Source organism: Pseudoalteromonas sp. JSTW, from assembly GCF_013423925.1.
In the GTDB taxonomy this organism is placed as follows: Bacteria; Pseudomonadota; Gammaproteobacteria; order Enterobacterales; family Alteromonadaceae; genus Pseudoalteromonas; species Pseudoalteromonas lipolytica.
The window spans coordinates 2,571,875-2,588,299 of the sequence record NZ_CP058972.1 but is presented as its reverse complement, the minus strand read 5'-3'; the positions used below and the strand labels follow the sequence as shown (position 1 = coordinate 2,588,299).

13 protein-coding genes are annotated in these 16,425 nt (G+C 40.4%); 9 read left to right on the top strand and 4 right to left on the bottom strand.

Annotated features, from left to right (window positions below; genetic code table 11):
- Positions 1 to 16: 16 nt before the first annotated feature.
- Positions 17 to 706, bottom strand: coding sequence for an alpha/beta fold hydrolase (locus tag GZH31_RS11735; RefSeq protein WP_036966687.1), 690 nt, complete (start codon positions 704 to 706; stop codon positions 17 to 19).
- A gap of 305 nt (positions 707 to 1,011) precedes the next feature.
- Here GZH31_RS11735 and GZH31_RS11730 point away from each other — a divergent pair, with 305 nt between their 5' ends.
- The 5 genes from GZH31_RS11730 (at position 1,012) to GZH31_RS11710 (ending at position 7,291) form a co-directional block, all read left to right on the top strand.
- Entirely contained in the window at positions 1,012 to 1,878 is an 867-nt protein-coding gene (locus tag GZH31_RS11730; RefSeq protein ID WP_074989025.1) for a hypothetical protein, read from the top strand.
- Positions 1,879 to 1,888: 10 nt separating this feature from the next.
- Positions 1,889 to 2,974, top strand: a complete 1,086-nt coding sequence (locus tag GZH31_RS11725; protein ID WP_180311026.1) for a DUF4785 domain-containing protein — start codon at positions 1,889 to 1,891, stop codon at positions 2,972 to 2,974.
- Positions 2,975 to 3,246: 272 nt separating this feature from the next.
- Positions 3,247 to 3,993: a type II CAAX prenyl endopeptidase Rce1 family protein gene (locus GZH31_RS11720; protein ID WP_180311025.1), complete on the top strand. Its 747-nt coding sequence runs from the start codon at positions 3,247 to 3,249 to the stop codon at positions 3,991 to 3,993.
- Between the two features lie 230 nt (positions 3,994 to 4,223).
- Positions 4,224 to 4,811: an ACP phosphodiesterase gene (locus GZH31_RS11715; RefSeq protein ID WP_180311024.1), complete on the top strand. Its 588-nt coding sequence runs from the start codon at positions 4,224 to 4,226 to the stop codon at positions 4,809 to 4,811.
- 371 nt (positions 4,812 to 5,182) lie between these two features.
- Positions 5,183 to 7,291: a TonB-dependent siderophore receptor gene (locus GZH31_RS11710; protein WP_180311023.1), complete on the top strand. Its 2,109-nt coding sequence runs from the start codon at positions 5,183 to 5,185 to the stop codon at positions 7,289 to 7,291.
- A gap of 147 nt (positions 7,292 to 7,438) precedes the next feature.
- Here GZH31_RS11710 and GZH31_RS11705 read toward each other — a convergent pair whose 3' ends face one another.
- Positions 7,439 to 7,747: a hypothetical protein gene (locus GZH31_RS11705; protein ID WP_036966705.1), complete on the bottom strand. Its 309-nt coding sequence runs from the start codon at positions 7,745 to 7,747 to the stop codon at positions 7,439 to 7,441.
- A gap of 313 nt (positions 7,748 to 8,060) precedes the next feature.
- Between GZH31_RS11705 and GZH31_RS11700 the strand changes: the two genes are divergently transcribed.
- Positions 8,061 to 9,062 (top strand): family 43 glycosylhydrolase, encoded by a 1,002-nt coding sequence (locus GZH31_RS11700; protein WP_075593783.1) that lies wholly within the window; start codon positions 8,061 to 8,063, stop codon positions 9,060 to 9,062.
- Positions 9,063 to 9,117: 55 nt separating this feature from the next.
- On the opposite strand, the gene GZH31_RS11695 is transcribed toward GZH31_RS11700, so the two are convergent.
- The gene (locus GZH31_RS11695) at positions 9,118 to 9,930 is read right to left on the bottom strand and encodes a DUF2306 domain-containing protein (RefSeq protein ID WP_118844514.1); all 813 of its coding nucleotides are present in this window, start codon (positions 9,928 to 9,930) and stop codon (positions 9,118 to 9,120) included.
- 230 nt (positions 9,931 to 10,160) lie between these two features.
- Between GZH31_RS11695 and GZH31_RS11690 the strand changes: the two genes are divergently transcribed.
- The 3 genes from GZH31_RS11690 to GZH31_RS11680 all read left to right on the top strand — a co-directional run bounded on the left by GZH31_RS11690 (position 10,161) and on the right by GZH31_RS11680 (position 15,108).
- Positions 10,161 to 11,291, top strand: coding sequence for an AraC family transcriptional regulator (locus tag GZH31_RS11690; protein WP_257473659.1), 1,131 nt, complete (start codon positions 10,161 to 10,163; stop codon positions 11,289 to 11,291).
- A gap of 412 nt (positions 11,292 to 11,703) precedes the next feature.
- Positions 11,704 to 13,311, top strand: coding sequence for a diguanylate cyclase (locus GZH31_RS11685; RefSeq protein WP_180311022.1), 1,608 nt, complete (start codon positions 11,704 to 11,706; stop codon positions 13,309 to 13,311).
- A gap of 183 nt (positions 13,312 to 13,494) precedes the next feature.
- Positions 13,495 to 15,108: an RICIN domain-containing protein gene (locus GZH31_RS11680; RefSeq protein WP_180311021.1), complete on the top strand. Its 1,614-nt coding sequence runs from the start codon at positions 13,495 to 13,497 to the stop codon at positions 15,106 to 15,108.
- Positions 15,109 to 15,165: 57 nt separating this feature from the next.
- Here GZH31_RS11680 and GZH31_RS11675 read toward each other — a convergent pair whose 3' ends face one another.
- On the bottom strand, positions 15,166 to 16,314 hold the full coding sequence (locus tag GZH31_RS11675; RefSeq protein ID WP_180311020.1) for a hypothetical protein: 1,149 nt from the start codon (positions 16,312 to 16,314) through the stop codon (positions 15,166 to 15,168).
- Positions 16,315 to 16,425 lie beyond the last annotated feature (111 nt).

Genomic DNA, 16,425 nt, shown 5'->3' with positions numbered 1-16,425 from the left:
ACGCTTGAATCTGGCTTTATTGAATTAAGCTTACTTGTTTTACATAGGTGTCGGTTTGCAAACCAAAATGCCCTAAAACATAAGTGTAAGTGGCGTTTTCATTCCATAAACGGCTGCTGTGTATACCGTACACATAACATGTGCCCGTTGAGCATACGATTTGATCAGAGTAACTCTTTATAGAATACACTTTGTCGCCCAATGCCTCGCCATAAATACTGTTGAGTAAGGGGCTACCCACCGACAAACCATAGTAACCACATGTACTATTCCACACGTTGTACGGGTAAACGCCGCAGCTTAATAAGCCGCGAGCTGCACCGGCTACACCAACGAAGGTATCAACGTATGCTGCCATGCCTAATTTATAAATTTGTTGTGCGGCCAGTGTGACCCCCATTGAATGACCAATAATATCAATTTGACCTGTGCATGATTGGTTAATAGCCGTAAGAATGGCGTTGCGTACTGGTGTTTCTTCACTGCCATTGTGATCATTGCAACTAGCGCAAGATTTTGAGCCCCAATCTGGGGTGAAAATTTCACTACTAGCATACCCTTTTCGTTTTAATTCATTGATGGTGTTGTTCCAGCTAGAGGGGGATGCAGTGTTGCCATGCACCAGTACCACATTATCTCGACATGCTGCAAAAGCAGTTGTACACATACCCAAGCAGAGGGTAAATAAAGTGAGTAGGCGTTTCATTGAGTGTTCTCCTGTTTAACAATTATTTTACAACGTATGAAATTTAAACAGGGCTGGATATAGTACTTTCGTGCAGCAGCACTATTTCATAATATGCAATGCATGATTTTTTATTTTGCTAACCGCTAACCGCTAACCGCTAACCGCTAACCTCCCTCCCAAAACCTAATAATTTGTACTTAAAAACAACACTAAAGTTAAATAATTGTAAATATTTTCTTGCGATCGTACCTGTTTAGTCTATTTTCTGATCGGAGGTCACTCCTCCAACCTGATAGATATAATTACAATCAACAGGAACACACATGAAAATAAAAACACTCTCACTAGTGCCGGCATTAGTACTGGCCGCGGGTATGAGCCACAGCGCGTTTGCGGCGCAAGGGGTTGCATTTGTTCACGGCACAGGCCAGCAAACAGATGCATATAACGACTATTGGACAGGCAGTTTTGTTAATACGGTACGCCAAGGTTTACCAAACACCAGTAACTACACGGTGATCAATTGTGACTTTGAGCAGTATATGTGGGCCGATGGAGCCGCGGGCTGTTTAGCTGGGCAGCTAACCACATTTATAAATAATAAAAATATTACTGACTTAACACTGATCACTCATTCTAACGGTGGCAATGTGGTGCGTTGGATTTTATCGAACCCGACATGGGACAGCCGTTTTCCAAATATTATTAATAAAGTAACGCGCACCATTGCACTGGCTCCATCAAGTGGTGGCACGCCGTTGGCTGATGCGGTTGTTGCGGGCAACTCGTTTGAGCAAAGCTTAGGGTGGTTACTGGGCTATGGCAACGATGCAGTAAAACAACAACAAGTATCGTGGATGGCATCGTATAACGCTCAGTGGTTGTACGGCACACCAAACCGCCCAAGTTTACCATCTCGTTTTGAAACGGTTGTCGGCAGTGATGTTGATTCGGCTGTGTGGGATAGCGATAGTTATTGCGGCGGATACCAAAATCAAGTGGCACTTGAAGTGACACAAAATTGGTTAGACAGCTGTTCAGATGGCTTTTTAAATTGTAGCTCTCAGTCGCTAGCGGGGACGGTGTGGTTTACAGATAAATCACGCACGAAAGGCAGTGAGCCTTTAAGCCACCAGCAAAGTCGTCGCAATTGTTTTGGCTTGCCAGACATGATTAAAAATCGAATTTAGGAGCCAGACAATGATCAATAATTTAAGCAAAATATGTGCTGCAATACTGCTTGTGAGCTCTGCGGCAAATGCAAATGAGCAAACCGTTTATCAATTTCCTGAGGTTCAATCGGCGTCTGTAGCGCAGTTACACATGCTTGAAAAAGACAGCGTAGAGTATTGGCAACGCGTGTCAGGCAAAGAGCTAAAGCGCGGTGTACCGGTGTTTGTGAACCAAGCGGAACATTTTATTCGTATCGCCCCTAAAGCGCGTTTTGAGAGCGGTGAAGTGTTTAAACCTCGCGACTTGCAGCTCGATAAGTTTTCAGTGAGTGATGCCAATGCGCAACAGCTGCCAATGCACGCTATTGCGGCGCGGGAGCAAATGCAAAATGCCGGTTTTACTGATGGCAGTGTTGGCCTTAAGCTTGGCCAAGTTAACGCTAAGGCAATGTTAAAAACAAGCCAAGCGCTTAACGACAACGACACCTACTTAGTACATGTTATTGAAAAAGGCTCGCGTAACGCATTACATGCCAAAACGCAATTTAAAGTAAACGACCAGCAGCAGCGCGTAGGCATGCAGTTGAGTATGGGGCAAAAGCGCGTTAAAGATAACGAGGTGCAACTTAGCTTATACAGCCCTGAAGGCGAGCAACTTGATGTACGCTATGAAAATGATGAGGCAGTTTTCACATACCCGCTTGAAACCCTCGGTGCAGCAAATGGCTATTATGAGCTTGAGGCGAATGTCGAAACAAAAGTAAATGGGCAAACTGTAAAACGCTCTATAAAAATGCCGTTTGTGAACAGTTCGCAAACCATTACTATGGATAAGGCTAAAGTTACGGCACTTGGCAACAACCAGTACCAAGCATGGGTGCCTGTGCAAGTTACTGACTCTGGACGTTACGCTATTCGTGCCACTTTAACCGGTAAAGGCGATAAGGGCGAACGCGTAAAACTAACAACAGTAGAAGTGGCTAAGCAAATAGACAACTATGATCAATTTATGATGCCATTTTCTGTTTCAAAAGCTGCTAAAGCCCCGTTTGAGCTGGTGGATATTGAACTTACCGACCAAACGCGAATGTTAAAGTTTGCACAGGGGCAATAAACACAACTAACCAATTTGTAAGCCGGTGCATAAACCGGCTTTTTTGTGCCTTAAGGCTGAGCTATAAAGCAAATGACCCCCCTAAGTAAGTTGATTACTCCTCTTAATGACTAAAGCCATTTCTGCTGTATCAAAGTGTTTTAAGTTATTTGAAGCCGTGAAATTTATTTCGCACTAAAGGGCTAAATATCTGTTTAATAATGCGCCTTTTATGTTTAAGATAAAATTTGGACATAAAAATGTGGGACTGACAATTTTACTAAGGAAAGGGAATGCCAGGTATTTATTTAGCAGTATTGGCCAATATTGGCTTTATAGCTTTCATTGTTTTGCTCTTAACGTTACTTAAAAAAGTGACCATTAGCCCTCGTTGGTTATGCATATCATTAGTCATTTTTATCTGTTATTGCTTCGCCTTATTTAATGGTAAAACGATTATTCCACTCGACGTATTGTTCTCAGATCTTAGGTGGAATTGGTCAGGAAAAATAGCCGCCATTATCCTCTGGGGGTGTGTATTACTTGCTTTAATTCGCTTTAAAAAAGACTTTAAAATTAAAGAGGCTGGTTTTACCTTTAAGCAAAATGAAGGCTCTATTGAACCTGCGTTTATGATGATGGGTTTGTTTATCATTTTGCAGGTAGTTATCACCCTGATTTTAGGAAGCGATCCTAACTATGATCTTGAAACATTACTGTATCAAGCAGTCATCCCCGGATTTGATGAAGAGCCTATGTTTAGAGGGGTATTATTGTTTTGTTTTTCTTTAGCAGTCATATCAACGCGTTTTAACTTGCTGGGTGCGCCAATAAATGTTGCTGGTTTACTGTTGGTTTTACTATTTGGTTTAGCGCATGGGGTCATGTATAGCGAGGGAGAATGGTTTTTTTCTACCTTTAGAATCGCATTAACGAGCACCTATGGTTTTATTTTACTGTGGTTAAGAGAGCGTACAGGCAGCCTTGTATTTCCTATTTTGGCGCATAATTCGGTGAACTTAGTTGGGCAGTTAGTGTAGCCGCAACGAGATTACTGTGTTTATAGGCGCTGGGCGCGTTACTTTAACCATTCACGGTTAAGCCCCTTTTAGGGTTAACCGTGATTTAGGATGCTTTTGTAGCCGTGAAATTTATTTAGCGCCAAAGAGTCTTAATCCGCATTTTGTGACTTTAGCGTTTAGCCTTCACCCTAGATTCTACAGCCAGTTATCTTTTAAACTGTCACAAACACATTATCTTAGAGAATACGTTGAATTACTTGGCTCATCTATATTTAGCAAAACCAACGGCTGATTCGCATTTTGGCAATCTGCTGGGAGATTTTGGTGGGCGTAGGCATTTGGCGCAGTTACCTAAGCCCGTTAAGTTTGGCCTTGAAAATCACTACCTCGTTGATAAATTTACTGATACGCATCCACTCGTTAAAGAGGCCAAACAGTACTTTTCACCTGCACGTAAACGCTTTGCCAGTGTTGCAATTGATGTGGCGTTTGATCATTTTTTAATTCAACATTGGTCGCGTTTTAATAGCCAACCATTGCATGACTTTAAACACATGAGTTATTCGCTTTTAAATGCGCGACGCGACATGATGCCTGTGCGTATGCAGCATGTTGTAAAAAGCATGACTGAAAACGACTGGTTTAAGGAATACGAAACTCTCGATGGAGTAGGTCTTGCGCTCGATAACATTGCACGACGCATTCGCTTTGCTAATAACTTTGCGGGTGCAGCTGAAGACATTGCCCGTCATTACCATGATTTAGACGCCGTGTTTTTAGCTTTCTTCCCTGAATTGGTTGAACATGTGAAACAGCAGGCGATTGAAAAGCTGTAAGCAACTATAAATACCGAATTACAACCCCCACGACGAAAGCCAGTTATGCCAAGATTACAATGGCCTGTTGCTTAATCGTCGCTGTAAAATTGCGATGTGCGCAAGGTTTTTAAAAAATTCACTCGTTAGTCCTCACAACCCCCTTAATTTAGTCATTCAATACTTTTGTAATATTTATATGGAAGGGGGTGGCACTTTTTATTATGTTTAGTTATCATCTATCTAAATGATAATGGTTGTTGTTTTCATACTCATAAGCGTGCCTTTACCTGTAAGTTTACCTTCACTCAACGCAGTATCTTATGGGTTTTATTGACACTATTTGAGTAAGAACCTAACCGATTAAGCTGTATTTATACCCAAGAGATAGAATGACTATAATTAACCGATACCACTTGTCAGCCCTTTCAGTTGCTATTAGCACTCTTTTAACTCCTACTGTTTATGCAACAACAGCGTCACCGAATATAGAGAAAATATCTGTATCGGGTGTTAGGCAAGCGTTCCGTGGGGACATTCCTCTGAACGAACAACCACAAAGTGTTGAATTTATTTCTACTGAAAGTCTTGATGATGCGGGTGTGAACACGCTCACCGATATCTTTGATTTAACCCCAAGTATTGCTGAGCAAAATGATTTTGGCGGTTTATGGGAAAGCTTTGCTATTCGTGGATTAGTCGGTGATGAGAGTATTCCGTCAGGCTTTTTAATTAATGGTTATTCATCTGGGAGAAGCTTCAGCGGTACGCGTGATACGAGCAATATTGATTACGTAGAAGTAATGAAAGGACCGGGGTCTGCGCTTTATGGTCGTTCTGAGCCAGGCGGTACAATTAATATTATTACTAAAAAGCCACAGTTTGCACAGCAGGGTTATGTAAAAGTAACGGGGGGAAGCTGGCAAAATTACCGTGCAGAAGCCGACTATACTAACGCGCTTTCAGAGCACGTTGCTTTTAGAATAAATGGGGCTGTCGAAGATGGTGAAAGTTTCCGAGACTACCATGAGTCAAGTAAAAGGGTGGTTACTCCTTCAATATTATGGTTAATTTCAGACACATCAAAGTTAAATTATGAACTTGAGTATGTCGATCAAAGCACAACCTTTGACCGCGGTATTGTTGCCATTGATGGAAAAATTGATTCATTACCCATTGAGACTTTTTTAGGTGAACCCAGTGACAAGCCAACAGAGGTTGATGCTATTTCTCATCAACTTACTTTTGAACACCAAATTGGACAATGGTCTCTTTTGAATGGCTTTAGTTACAGTGATTCGAAATTTTTAAGTGAATCAAGTGATGCCGAACTGGCACCCAGTAGACAAGTTTATTTTAAAGATGGCGAAACATTAAGTCGGCAGCATAATCAACGCGACTTTCAAACAGCGTATCTTTCTGCGCGAACAGAGCTTAGCGGGAGTGTTGAGCTCGCTGGTTTTACACACCATTTATTAATTGGCGCAGATGCCAGCAAGTTCGACTTTGATAAACTGTGGTATCGATACCGTCCTACACTGGAAGATACCCGTTATGCCATTAACATGTACAACCCTGTGTATGGAAAAACAGCGCCAGAAGGGTCACTTTTATATAACAGCACTGAAGTACAGCATAGCTATGGGGTTTATATTCAAGATCAAATAGATGTCAGTGAGCAATGGAAAGTACAAGTAGGTGGTCGTTTTGATTGGTTTGATCAGCAAATAGATAATCATATTAATCTGAAGCAGTCTAAAAGTGATCAAAGTACATTTAGCCCGCGTGTAGGTTTAGTGTATGCCCACTCAGACAACCTGCAGTACTACACGAGTTATTCTGAAGGCTTCAGACCTAACAGTGGTTACGACAGTAACGGCGATGCATTTGAGCCTGAAGAAACCGCTTCTTTCGAGGCCGGTATCAAGTTTAATACCGATAGTGTCAGTGGTAGTTTTACAGTATTTAGTGCTGAAAAAAGCAATATGTTAACAACAGACTTGCAAGCAGGTGTATCAACGGCGTTAGGTGAAGTGACAAGTGATGGCGTTGAGCTTGATTTACACGGTGACATTACAGACAGTATGTCATTCGATTTTGCCTATACCTACACAGATGCCAAAACAGCAAACGACACTGTTAATCCTGATTGGTGGGTAAAACTGCCAAAGGGGAGTCCGTTACTTAATATTCCTAAACACAGTGCTAATGCTCAAATAAAAAGAGATTTAAACGACCTAGTCGATTTAAATGCAACGGTTGGACTTGCTGTACAATATGTTGGTGAAAGGCTAGGTGAAACCATTGATCCTACTTATTATTTACCTTCTTACACTTTAGTAAATATGTTTGCAAAATATCATGTGAACAATGATGTAAGCATACAATTTAATGTAAATAACTTATTGGATAAAAAATATTACGCCAACTCTTATTCTGCTATTTGGACTCAGCCAGGCGAGCCAATAAATTATAAATTAAGCTTAAAATATACCTTTTAACGAGGTTGGCGCTAAGCTAAGCCCTTTACGGCTAAAGTTACGCCTACGATTATTGCAGCACGTTGTTATTTAATCGTAGGCGTGAATTTACTCTGCTTACAAGGACTAATAGGCTTGCCCCTTGTAACCGGTATTATATTTTAACGATTAATCATCAGGCCCTTTTAGGGTAAATACTAAGTGCCTGCGCATGTCTTTTAAAATCACGCCTTTTTTTAGCATTGCGCCACTTAGGCGCTTTTGCCACGTTAATAATTCTGGGGTTGCAGCATCGAGTGTTTGTTGGTTTTCGAACTGAAAACAAAGCAATAATGAGCCAGGAAATAAGTGATATTCAACATCAAACCAGCATTGCACCATACCTTCAAGCTCTGCGCGGCCTTGAATTTCAAGGGCATCGGCAACGTTTAATACAAGCGCTTGTTGTTTTTGTTGTACTTTAGAAAGCTTTTTCATTTAAAAACCAAAATTCAGTCGAAAAAGTGATTATACCTAAGCTTTAACGAGGCCAACAATATTTTGCAGGATTAATTCGTTTTCAGAATAAGTGCAACTAATGGTTTGTTGCTTATTCAGCAAAAAAGTTACTATGCTATTTATGTCGTTTAAGGTGTGCGCAGAGTCGAGAGTCGGTCATGCTTGTATCATTTATGAGGTCGGTCGCTTATCAACAATTCTTTTCACTGTTTGTTAAAAATGATGTTATATTTGTTTTCTTACTTAAAAGTAATAAAATAATACAAATTAAATTTAACGATCAGGTTTCAAGATGACATTAAAAACAAATAGCCCGTTAGTCGAGCAGCGTGCCGACCCGTTTGTACATAAGCACAATGATGGTTTTTATTATTTTACTGGCTCTGTACCAACCTACGACCGTATTGAACTTAGAAAATCACAGACTCTCGAAGGGTTAAAAGACGCAGAAACGTTTGATATTTGGTTCAAGCACGACAGCGGCCCTATGAGCCGTCATATTTGGGCACCTGAAATCCATTATCTTGATGGTAAATGGTATATCTATTTTGCAGCCAGCCAAGAAGACGATATTTGGGCATTACGTCCTTATGTTCTTGAGTGTAAAGGCCAAGATCCATTAAATGATGAATGGGTTGAGCTAGGTATGATGCAAGCAGCCGATGGCGACGATAAGTCATTTACCGATTTTTCATTAGATGCCACAATTTTTGAAAACAACGGCAAGCGTTACTGCTGTTGGGCAGAAAAAACGGGTGGTCAATTTGCTGCATCAAACTTGTATTTAGCGGAAATGGAATCGCCAATAAAACTAAAAACAACACAGTTTATGCTGACCACGCCTGACTATGATTGGGAGCGTGTTGATTTTTGGGTTAACGAAGGTCCTGCCGTACTTAAAAATAACGGTAAAATATTCATTGCTTTTTCTGCAAGTGCAACAGGTGCATGCTATTGCATGGGTTACATGGAAGCCGATGAAAACAGCGATCTGTTAGACCGCAATTCATGGACAAAAACGCGTATGCCGGTGCTTGAGACAAGTGTTGAAAAGAGAATATTTGGTCCGGGTCATAACTGTTTTACGGTGGCCGAAGACGATAAAACACCTTTGTGTATTTACCATGCTCGTGATTACGAACACGCAGTGGGTGAACCAAGTGTTGTGCCAAAAACCGACACGCGTCCGCTTGAAGAGATTGTTAAAGATCCACTCTATGATCCAAATCGACATGCGCGTGTTATGGAAGTTAACTATGACGAAAATGGCAGACCGTTATTTGCGTTGTATTAATGAGCATTACGCTAAATTCAAAGCCACCTAATTAGGTGGCTTTGTTGTATTTATATTAAGCAACGATAGCGGGGTACCAGCTTGCGAGGACTACGCCGAATAAACCGGTCAAAAATATCGCAGATATCAGTAACATTAAGCAGGCACAAGTGAGTGTTATTAATCTATGTGAGGTTTTTTTAGCTGCATATCTCACTAACTCGGCAATTAAAATAGGGAACACGTAGGAGCATAAACTAATAAAGATGACCGTCGGTCCGGTGAAAGTGGCGGTATCTATTCCCAGTGAACCAAATACGATAAACCATGCAAAAATCATCAGCCTAAAAAATAACACGCCATTAGCAGCAAGGTATAAACGAATAGCCCATATTTGATGAGCATGGATATTACGCGCTCTAGCCGTTTTTACTGCAAATATGCTCGATACAATGACCAATAAGCCTCCAAACATGGTGAGCGCATGCATCAGTGTATTACCAACAGTTCCCCTTACTGTAATTAAGTACAATCCTGCGAGTGAAATACAACACGCCAATATAACAAACACATAGCCATTATAGCGGTGAAATGTTTTATATTTTGCTCTTAATGTGGGGATTAATTGCAAACTCCCGCCGATGATCATAATAACAGCCAGTAAAACATGAGCAGCGTACATGACGTTACCGGTCATATCATTTGCTATGTACGCTGTATTATTCAGGCGAGTCCACTGTGATAAACCATGAGTAATACCTGTTACTGCATAACCGAGGATCAGGTAAGTCACAAAGCAGGCTTGCGCAAGGAGTAAGCAAATAAACCAGAGTTTTTTACTTGTTTCGAGTAGGTTAATAGGGGTGTGTGTTGTTGTATGGGGAGCCATGTCTCTTTCCATTTCATTTTTATAATGCCTCAAATATAAAGGGCTGCAGCTTAATTTCTTCTCAAATTCGAAATTTGAGCAATGAAATCGTGTTAATTTTTGCCTGTGTGTTGAATTAATTAGACACATTCACTAACAAAGTCTTTTTGCTAAGATGAAAGTTAGTTTGTAAGATACGTGTAACGCTCGATAATTGAATAAGCACACTCTTTTTAAAGGCATAAATGGCTATGCAAAATAATTCCTCCTATTACTTCCTTGTGATTGTTTGTATGGTGCTCATGCTGGTTAATGCATTAAAAAACGATAAGCAGCTTATTCATTATTTATTTGCGATATTTTGCGGCTCGCTGTGTATGGTGGGAGTGCAAAAGCTCAGTGCTCCTACGATTGGCGTCTATCACTATTTAATTGGATTATTTACGTGTGCAACGTGCAATGTTTCTTGGCTAGTATCACGAACATTATTTCGTAAAAGTAAGCCTATATCAGGTGTTCATATTGCAGTTGCAGTGTCTATTGCAGGGCTGATTATGTTCAACCAAACGTGGCATTACTTAGTCAGTATCGACGCTTTATCTTTCCCCGATAGCCAGCAAATGTGGCGTTTAAAGCAAGGCATGAATGAAATAACAGTTTTACTGTCATCCAGTATTCTTGTGCTGTCATTTTGGGAAGCATTGAGGGGCTATAAACAAAAAAATGAAAGCCAAAAATTACAGGCAATTATTTTTGCTAGTAGTTACGCTTTTGCCGTTTTTAATGCCAGCATTCTGCCTAAATTCCTGTTTAGTGAAGCCGATATCAAAGCATACGAGCCGTTTATCATTACTTCTTCTGCCTTATTAATTGTGTTAGCAATGCAGGTTGTCATGGTTTTACAAAGTAGAGATAAAACGCATTGCTGTAATCAAACTGAAAGCGAAACAAGCGATGAAGTGAATCGTGTTAAAGTTGATGAGCCATTTGAGGAAATGGATATATCACCAAAGCTCATTAAAGGGATAAACCAATTGATTAATGAGCAGCAATTATACCTACAAAGTAACTTAAAAATTTCAGATCTTGCGCAAGCCCTTTCAGTGCCAGAGTACAAAATAAGTCGCGCAATTCGACATTATTACAAAGTAGCTAACTTTAATTTATTTATTAATCAGTATCGGGTTAAGCATGCTCAGGCCTTATTACTAAAAGATGAAGCACGGCACTGGAGCATTTTGAGTATTGCATTGGAAAGTGGTTTTTCTTCTTTGGCTACGTTTAATCGTGTGTTCAAAAGCATCGTGGGCGTGATCCCAAATGAGTTTAGAAAACAAAATGATAAGGTGCAAAATTCAAGTTTACCTGAGCTTGCTGAGTAGATGAGTGAGTTTTTCCTCCTTTTATTTTTGTTGATTTTTTTTGCAATTATTTAATGCAAACGTGTGTATCCATTTAAAAAATACCCCTCAAGTGTTCACCTAAAGGGCACTCATACAAGGTACTCATACAGGGCTTTTTAGTGTATTTAACGACGCCTTTTTCAGTGCATTTAACTACGTCTATTGCCGTGTATTAACAGCTTTTCGACGATTGTTTTTGTATGTTTAAGGCCAAAAAAACTCCACGATTGATTACCTAGTTTCAATTGTTACGTTCCCTTTTTAAGGTCAAACCTTTATGGTTTGAACGCGTTTAATTTACTGATTTATTGCAACTTGATAAGCAAACACACGAAACAGCGTTATAATTTTTAATACTAATTTCGTTTTTTACAATTTGGCATACTATTTTATGGTGATAGGCACAAAACTCAGAAAGCAATTATTACTGGCTTTTACAGCAGCCTGCATCGCTATTCTTAGTGCGCAAACGATTATTCGGCATTTTTGGATATTGCCTACCTTTGAAATGATGGCTAAACAAAATGATCGGATAGACATCCAGCGAGTTGAATCTCAGCTTCAACAGCAAATAGATGCGTTATCGAAAATGGTATTCGATAGTGCAGCATGGGATAGCATGTACGATGCAGCCAAAAACCGCCGTACAGCGTGGTTCAACAATGATTATGTAATAGCGGATGCACTTGAGCGTTTAGACGTTAATGGCTGGTATCTTTACGACACCAACGCGACGATCATTGGCGGAGGAAGCTTTGATAATAATTATCAACCTTACTCACCAGACATACTCGAAGTACCCCAACACCTTTTAGACAATGATTTAATTATTTTACCTAAAGAGATCATCGCAGAGTCAAAAGCCATGACCTCTAAAATTCACTTTTTAAAAATTAATGAATTACCTGCGGTGACGGTTGCTTATAACGTGACTAAATCAGATGGAACAGGTTCTCCTGTTGGAACGCTATTATTGTGGAGCTTTATTGATAAAGAATTTATTGAAAACCTCACCCCTGGCTTAGCTGACGATATTACGTATTACCAAGGTGAAAAAGCACAGGCTTTAAATGCGTACATCACGTCGTTTTTTGGCCATGAAAATACCGTTAATACGCCGATAGAGCATGACAAAAAGCTTTATATAGGAGTGCAAGATAAACACGCTAACTTGCTATTTGTTTTGTCTATTCCAATGCGTGAACGCACCTATGATAGAAGTTTATTTGACAGTTCTTTGATCACGGGGCTGCTTATATCGGGCTCGGTATTTATGTTGTTTTATTTATATATTAATCAGCAGTTACTGCGGCCATTGTCAGAAATGTTTGTGTCGGTGAGCAGTGCGCTTAATCATAAAGATTTCACTGTGCGCGCAGAATATAAAGGCGACAATGAGCTTCATCAGTTAGGTCGGGGGATGAATGAGCTATTTATGCTAATTGAAACTCAGCGAGCAGAAATTATAGAGCGACACGAAAAGTTAAGGCATATAAGCAACACCGATGCGATGACAAGCTTGGCAAATCGTCGTGCGCTGGATACTCACTTAGAAACGCTTGCGAATGACCCTGAGAATATAAACGAAAACGTGTCGTTGATCGTTGCTGATATCGATCACTTTAAACTTTATAATGATTATTACGGCCATGACCAAGGTGATAAAGCGCTTTGTAAAGTGGCTCAAGTTCTAAAAGCATTTACAAAACGAGGAACTGACTTTGTTGCACGTTATGGCGGCGAAGAGTTTGTTATTGTGCTTAGTAACACTGATGCGCAAGCAGCACTCGCTGTCGCTGAAACACTTCGTAAAGCAATAGAGTCTGCTGCCATTGTGCATGAGGGGCGAAAGGACGTTAAATTTGTAACATTATCGATTGGCATTGCCAGTAAAGCTGTATCACAGCCGTTTGACTCAAATACACTGTTTAAGCAGGCTGATGAAGCGCTATACCAGGCAAAAGCCCAAGGCCGAAATTGTTGTGTGTTAAGTCGCTAATTTTATAATCTTTATTGCTTTAATATAATTATAAAAACACGCCTTTTTGTAGCGGTAGGTTCTCCCTATTTATACATTTGTTTACAAAGATTATACATCTTAGTTTTTAATTTTTTACATTTGAATTAATCTTAACGCTCAAATATGTAATTTAATAATACTATTAGAGAAGGGATTTGTTTTATGTATAAAGTGACACAAAAATCTAAAAAAACTTCACTACTGCAGTGGGGGTTTGCTTTGTTAGGAGCGCTATCCTGTTATTCAGTGCAGGCTGAAGATTGCAATGCTATGCCTGAATCGGGTCAATTGTATTCTGTTATTAACCGAGGCTCTGGCTTAGCGTTAGATATTAATACGACTGATTCGGGAGCTGCACCTAATGTCATAACGTATGACTATTGGGGGGGCAATAATCAAAAGTTTCAATTTATTAAAGAGAGTGATGGCTATTGGATTATTCGCTCTAAGTACAACAATAAAGTGTTAGATGTGCTTGATTCGTCTCAGTCTAATGGAGCAAACGTTATTGTTTATGATGATTGGCAGGGCGCAAATCAACGCTGGCAACTTAAAGCATCGTCATCAGGCGGATTTAATATTACGAATAAGCTAACTAATAAGTCACTGACTGTGGCAGGGTCAAACAATGCGGCTAATGTTTATCAAAATGATGACGCAGGTGTCAGTTCTCAAAGATGGTTCATAAATCCTGTTGATGTAACATGTGGCAGCAGCAGTGGCGGCGGCAGCCAACCAACGCCAAGTAATTTAGTGGGATTTGCTGCACAACCAGGCCAAGATGGCTTATCAACAACCACGGGTGGCGGTAATGCAACACCTATTACGGTAACAAGCTGTAACGCGTTAAATACGGCGTTAAGCTCGACATCTCCTGCGGTGATCCACATACCTGATAACACGACGATTAACTGCCAGACCAGTAACAGAACTGTGCAGGCATGTCCCTTAGACTGTGGTCAATGGAACGATTACGGTAAAACATGGTACCGAGTGCCTGTTGGGAATCAAAGCTGTAGTGAATTGGGCAGCTCTTCAAATTCACCGGTAAACGTGACGCGTAATGAACGCCGTATTATTGTTCAGTCTAATAAAACGTTACAAGGTTTAGGTAAAAACTCAAAAATAGTGGGTGCCAGCCTCGTTATAAGCAAGCAACGAAATATTATTATTAAAAACGTCATGCTCGAAAACATTAATCCTGCACTTGTAGAAGCGGGCGATGGTATTTCAATTGATGATAGTAGCCATGTTTGGATTGATCATATGGCCTTTAACAAAATAAGTGATGGCTATATCGATATTGATAATAGCCAGAATATTACCCTGAGTTGGAATCGCTTCTATGGTTATAACACCCAAGTTTGCGCTAATCAGCATTGGTACACTCATTTATTCAGAAACTCTCAGGTGACTGCTCATCACAATTTTTGGGATACAGCAGCAGGGCGAAACCCTAAAATAGATGGCTATAATTCACGCGTTCATATGTTTAATAATTACTGGAAAAACATTACTTATTTTGCAATTAGTGCGAGTGATGGTGCTGAAGTACTTGTTGAGAACAATTATTTTGAAAACTCAGCAAAGCCTCATTGGAATCAAGGCTCTGGATATTTTAGTGCCTCAGGAAACATTTACACAGGACGTTCAGCAACAGATCAATATCGTGATAGTGGTGCAACGGTCTTTAGTGATGTGCAGCTTTACCCATATCGATTAGACAGTGCAAATACTTTGGGTAGCCAAGTAGATGGAGGAACGGGCCCTCAATAGATTAAGAACCCGTTTTATTGCTCAGCGAATGTTTTTCACAGGCGCTGAGCAAGTTTATTACAGTGCGACTAAGCTCTGTTCAAGCATGGCTTTTATTTGTGCAACGATTTTGGCTTCTGTTTCGGGCTCAAATTGTGCAATACGTGGCGTATGAATATGACCCGTTGGAATGTCTGAATTAAGCTCATCGCGTAGGCGAATACTCCGGTACGAAATTTCGTTTGATAGGTAGCCACCACCGCCACCTTTAACCGCAATTGCACCTTCAAGCTCTTTCAGTGATTGTGGTTCAAATGCTTTTTCAAGAGTGACCACTTTATGATTGTCGTTGATTGTGAATGGGCCTTTCGCTTTTTGCATATGCTCTACAGGTAGGCTGAAAGTCACAAATTCATTACCCGGCAATGGGCGGTCGTGAAGGTGTGATATTTTTGGTGCAGTTGCAGTACCGCCATACACTATATTCGCATTGTCTGGCGCAGTGACGCTACGGCGTTTACCCGGAAAGCGTTCAAGATCAAAATCTTTACTGCCCATGCTGATCGTAGCAATCATATCAACATTATTCAGCGCATAATATGGTGCAAGTAATGATTCAATAATACCTTGATCAAAGTCTTCATAGCGTACCGGCACCATTACCGTGTTTATTTCGGCACTAATACCTTGATAGCTAATCACTTGACCATCTAACAAAAGCGCTGCCACACCCGATGGGTTACTTTGGTTAATGTTTTTATCAAGTAAAAAGGGATCAAAGCCGGTAATTAAGATCTTTTTGTCGGTTTTTTTGCTGTAATCAAGATCGGTGCGACCACGGCTGCCATTTTCAAGCATGATTAATAATGCGGTTTGTTCGCTGTCTGTGATGGCAAACTGTGGTTTGCTGGTACGCATCACTTTGCTTGAAAGGAGGCGTGCCCAATATAGTTCGCGGTCATCAAAGCTATTTGTTTTGCTGATACGTGCTTTTGCATTGCGCCAAAGTTGTTTTGAATAATCATCGATAAGATCACTTGCTTGCTGGTAGCTCGACACCGCCTGCCAGTCTTTTTCAAATTGCGAGACCTCTTTCGAAAAAGCAGCTAACACTGTTGGCATGGCTTTTGTCGCTTTTTCGATACGAACCTCTTCAACAGTTAGCTCTGCTGCAAACGCAGTAAATGATGAGGCAATAAGGCTGGTAGCAAGTAAAACGTTTTTCATAGTTATCCTGTTAAGTTACAGCAAGTTTTTAGACTAAGTTAACTATCCTATGGATAAAAGCCCAGCGCAAATAAAATCGTTCAGTGCCGCTATTGCCTACATTCAGACAAA

Coding starts and splice junctions, on each gene's coding strand:
- GZH31_RS11700 (WP_075593783.1), top strand. CDS start 8,061: ATGACATTAAAAACAAATAGCCCGTTAGTCGAGCAGCGTGCCGACCCG.
- GZH31_RS11695 (WP_118844514.1), bottom strand. CDS start 9,930: ATGGCTCCCCATACAACAACACACACCCCTATTAACCTACTCGAAACA.
- GZH31_RS11680 (WP_180311021.1), top strand. CDS start 13,495: ATGTATAAAGTGACACAAAAATCTAAAAAAACTTCACTACTGCAGTGG.
- GZH31_RS11675 (WP_180311020.1), bottom strand. CDS start 16,314: ATGAAAAACGTTTTACTTGCTACCAGCCTTATTGCCTCATCATTTACT.
- GZH31_RS11720 (WP_180311025.1), top strand. CDS start 3,247: ATGCCAGGTATTTATTTAGCAGTATTGGCCAATATTGGCTTTATAGCT.
- GZH31_RS11685 (WP_180311022.1), top strand. CDS start 11,704: ATGGTGATAGGCACAAAACTCAGAAAGCAATTATTACTGGCTTTTACA.
- GZH31_RS11725 (WP_180311026.1), top strand. CDS start 1,889: ATGATCAATAATTTAAGCAAAATATGTGCTGCAATACTGCTTGTGAGC.
- GZH31_RS11705 (WP_036966705.1), bottom strand. CDS start 7,747: ATGAAAAAGCTTTCTAAAGTACAACAAAAACAACAAGCGCTTGTATTA.
- GZH31_RS11710 (WP_180311023.1), top strand. CDS start 5,183: ATGACTATAATTAACCGATACCACTTGTCAGCCCTTTCAGTTGCTATT.
- GZH31_RS11730 (WP_074989025.1), top strand. CDS start 1,012: ATGAAAATAAAAACACTCTCACTAGTGCCGGCATTAGTACTGGCCGCG.
- GZH31_RS11735 (WP_036966687.1), bottom strand. CDS start 706: ATGAAACGCCTACTCACTTTATTTACCCTCTGCTTGGGTATGTGTACA.
- GZH31_RS11690 (WP_257473659.1), top strand. CDS start 10,161: ATGCAAAATAATTCCTCCTATTACTTCCTTGTGATTGTTTGTATGGTG.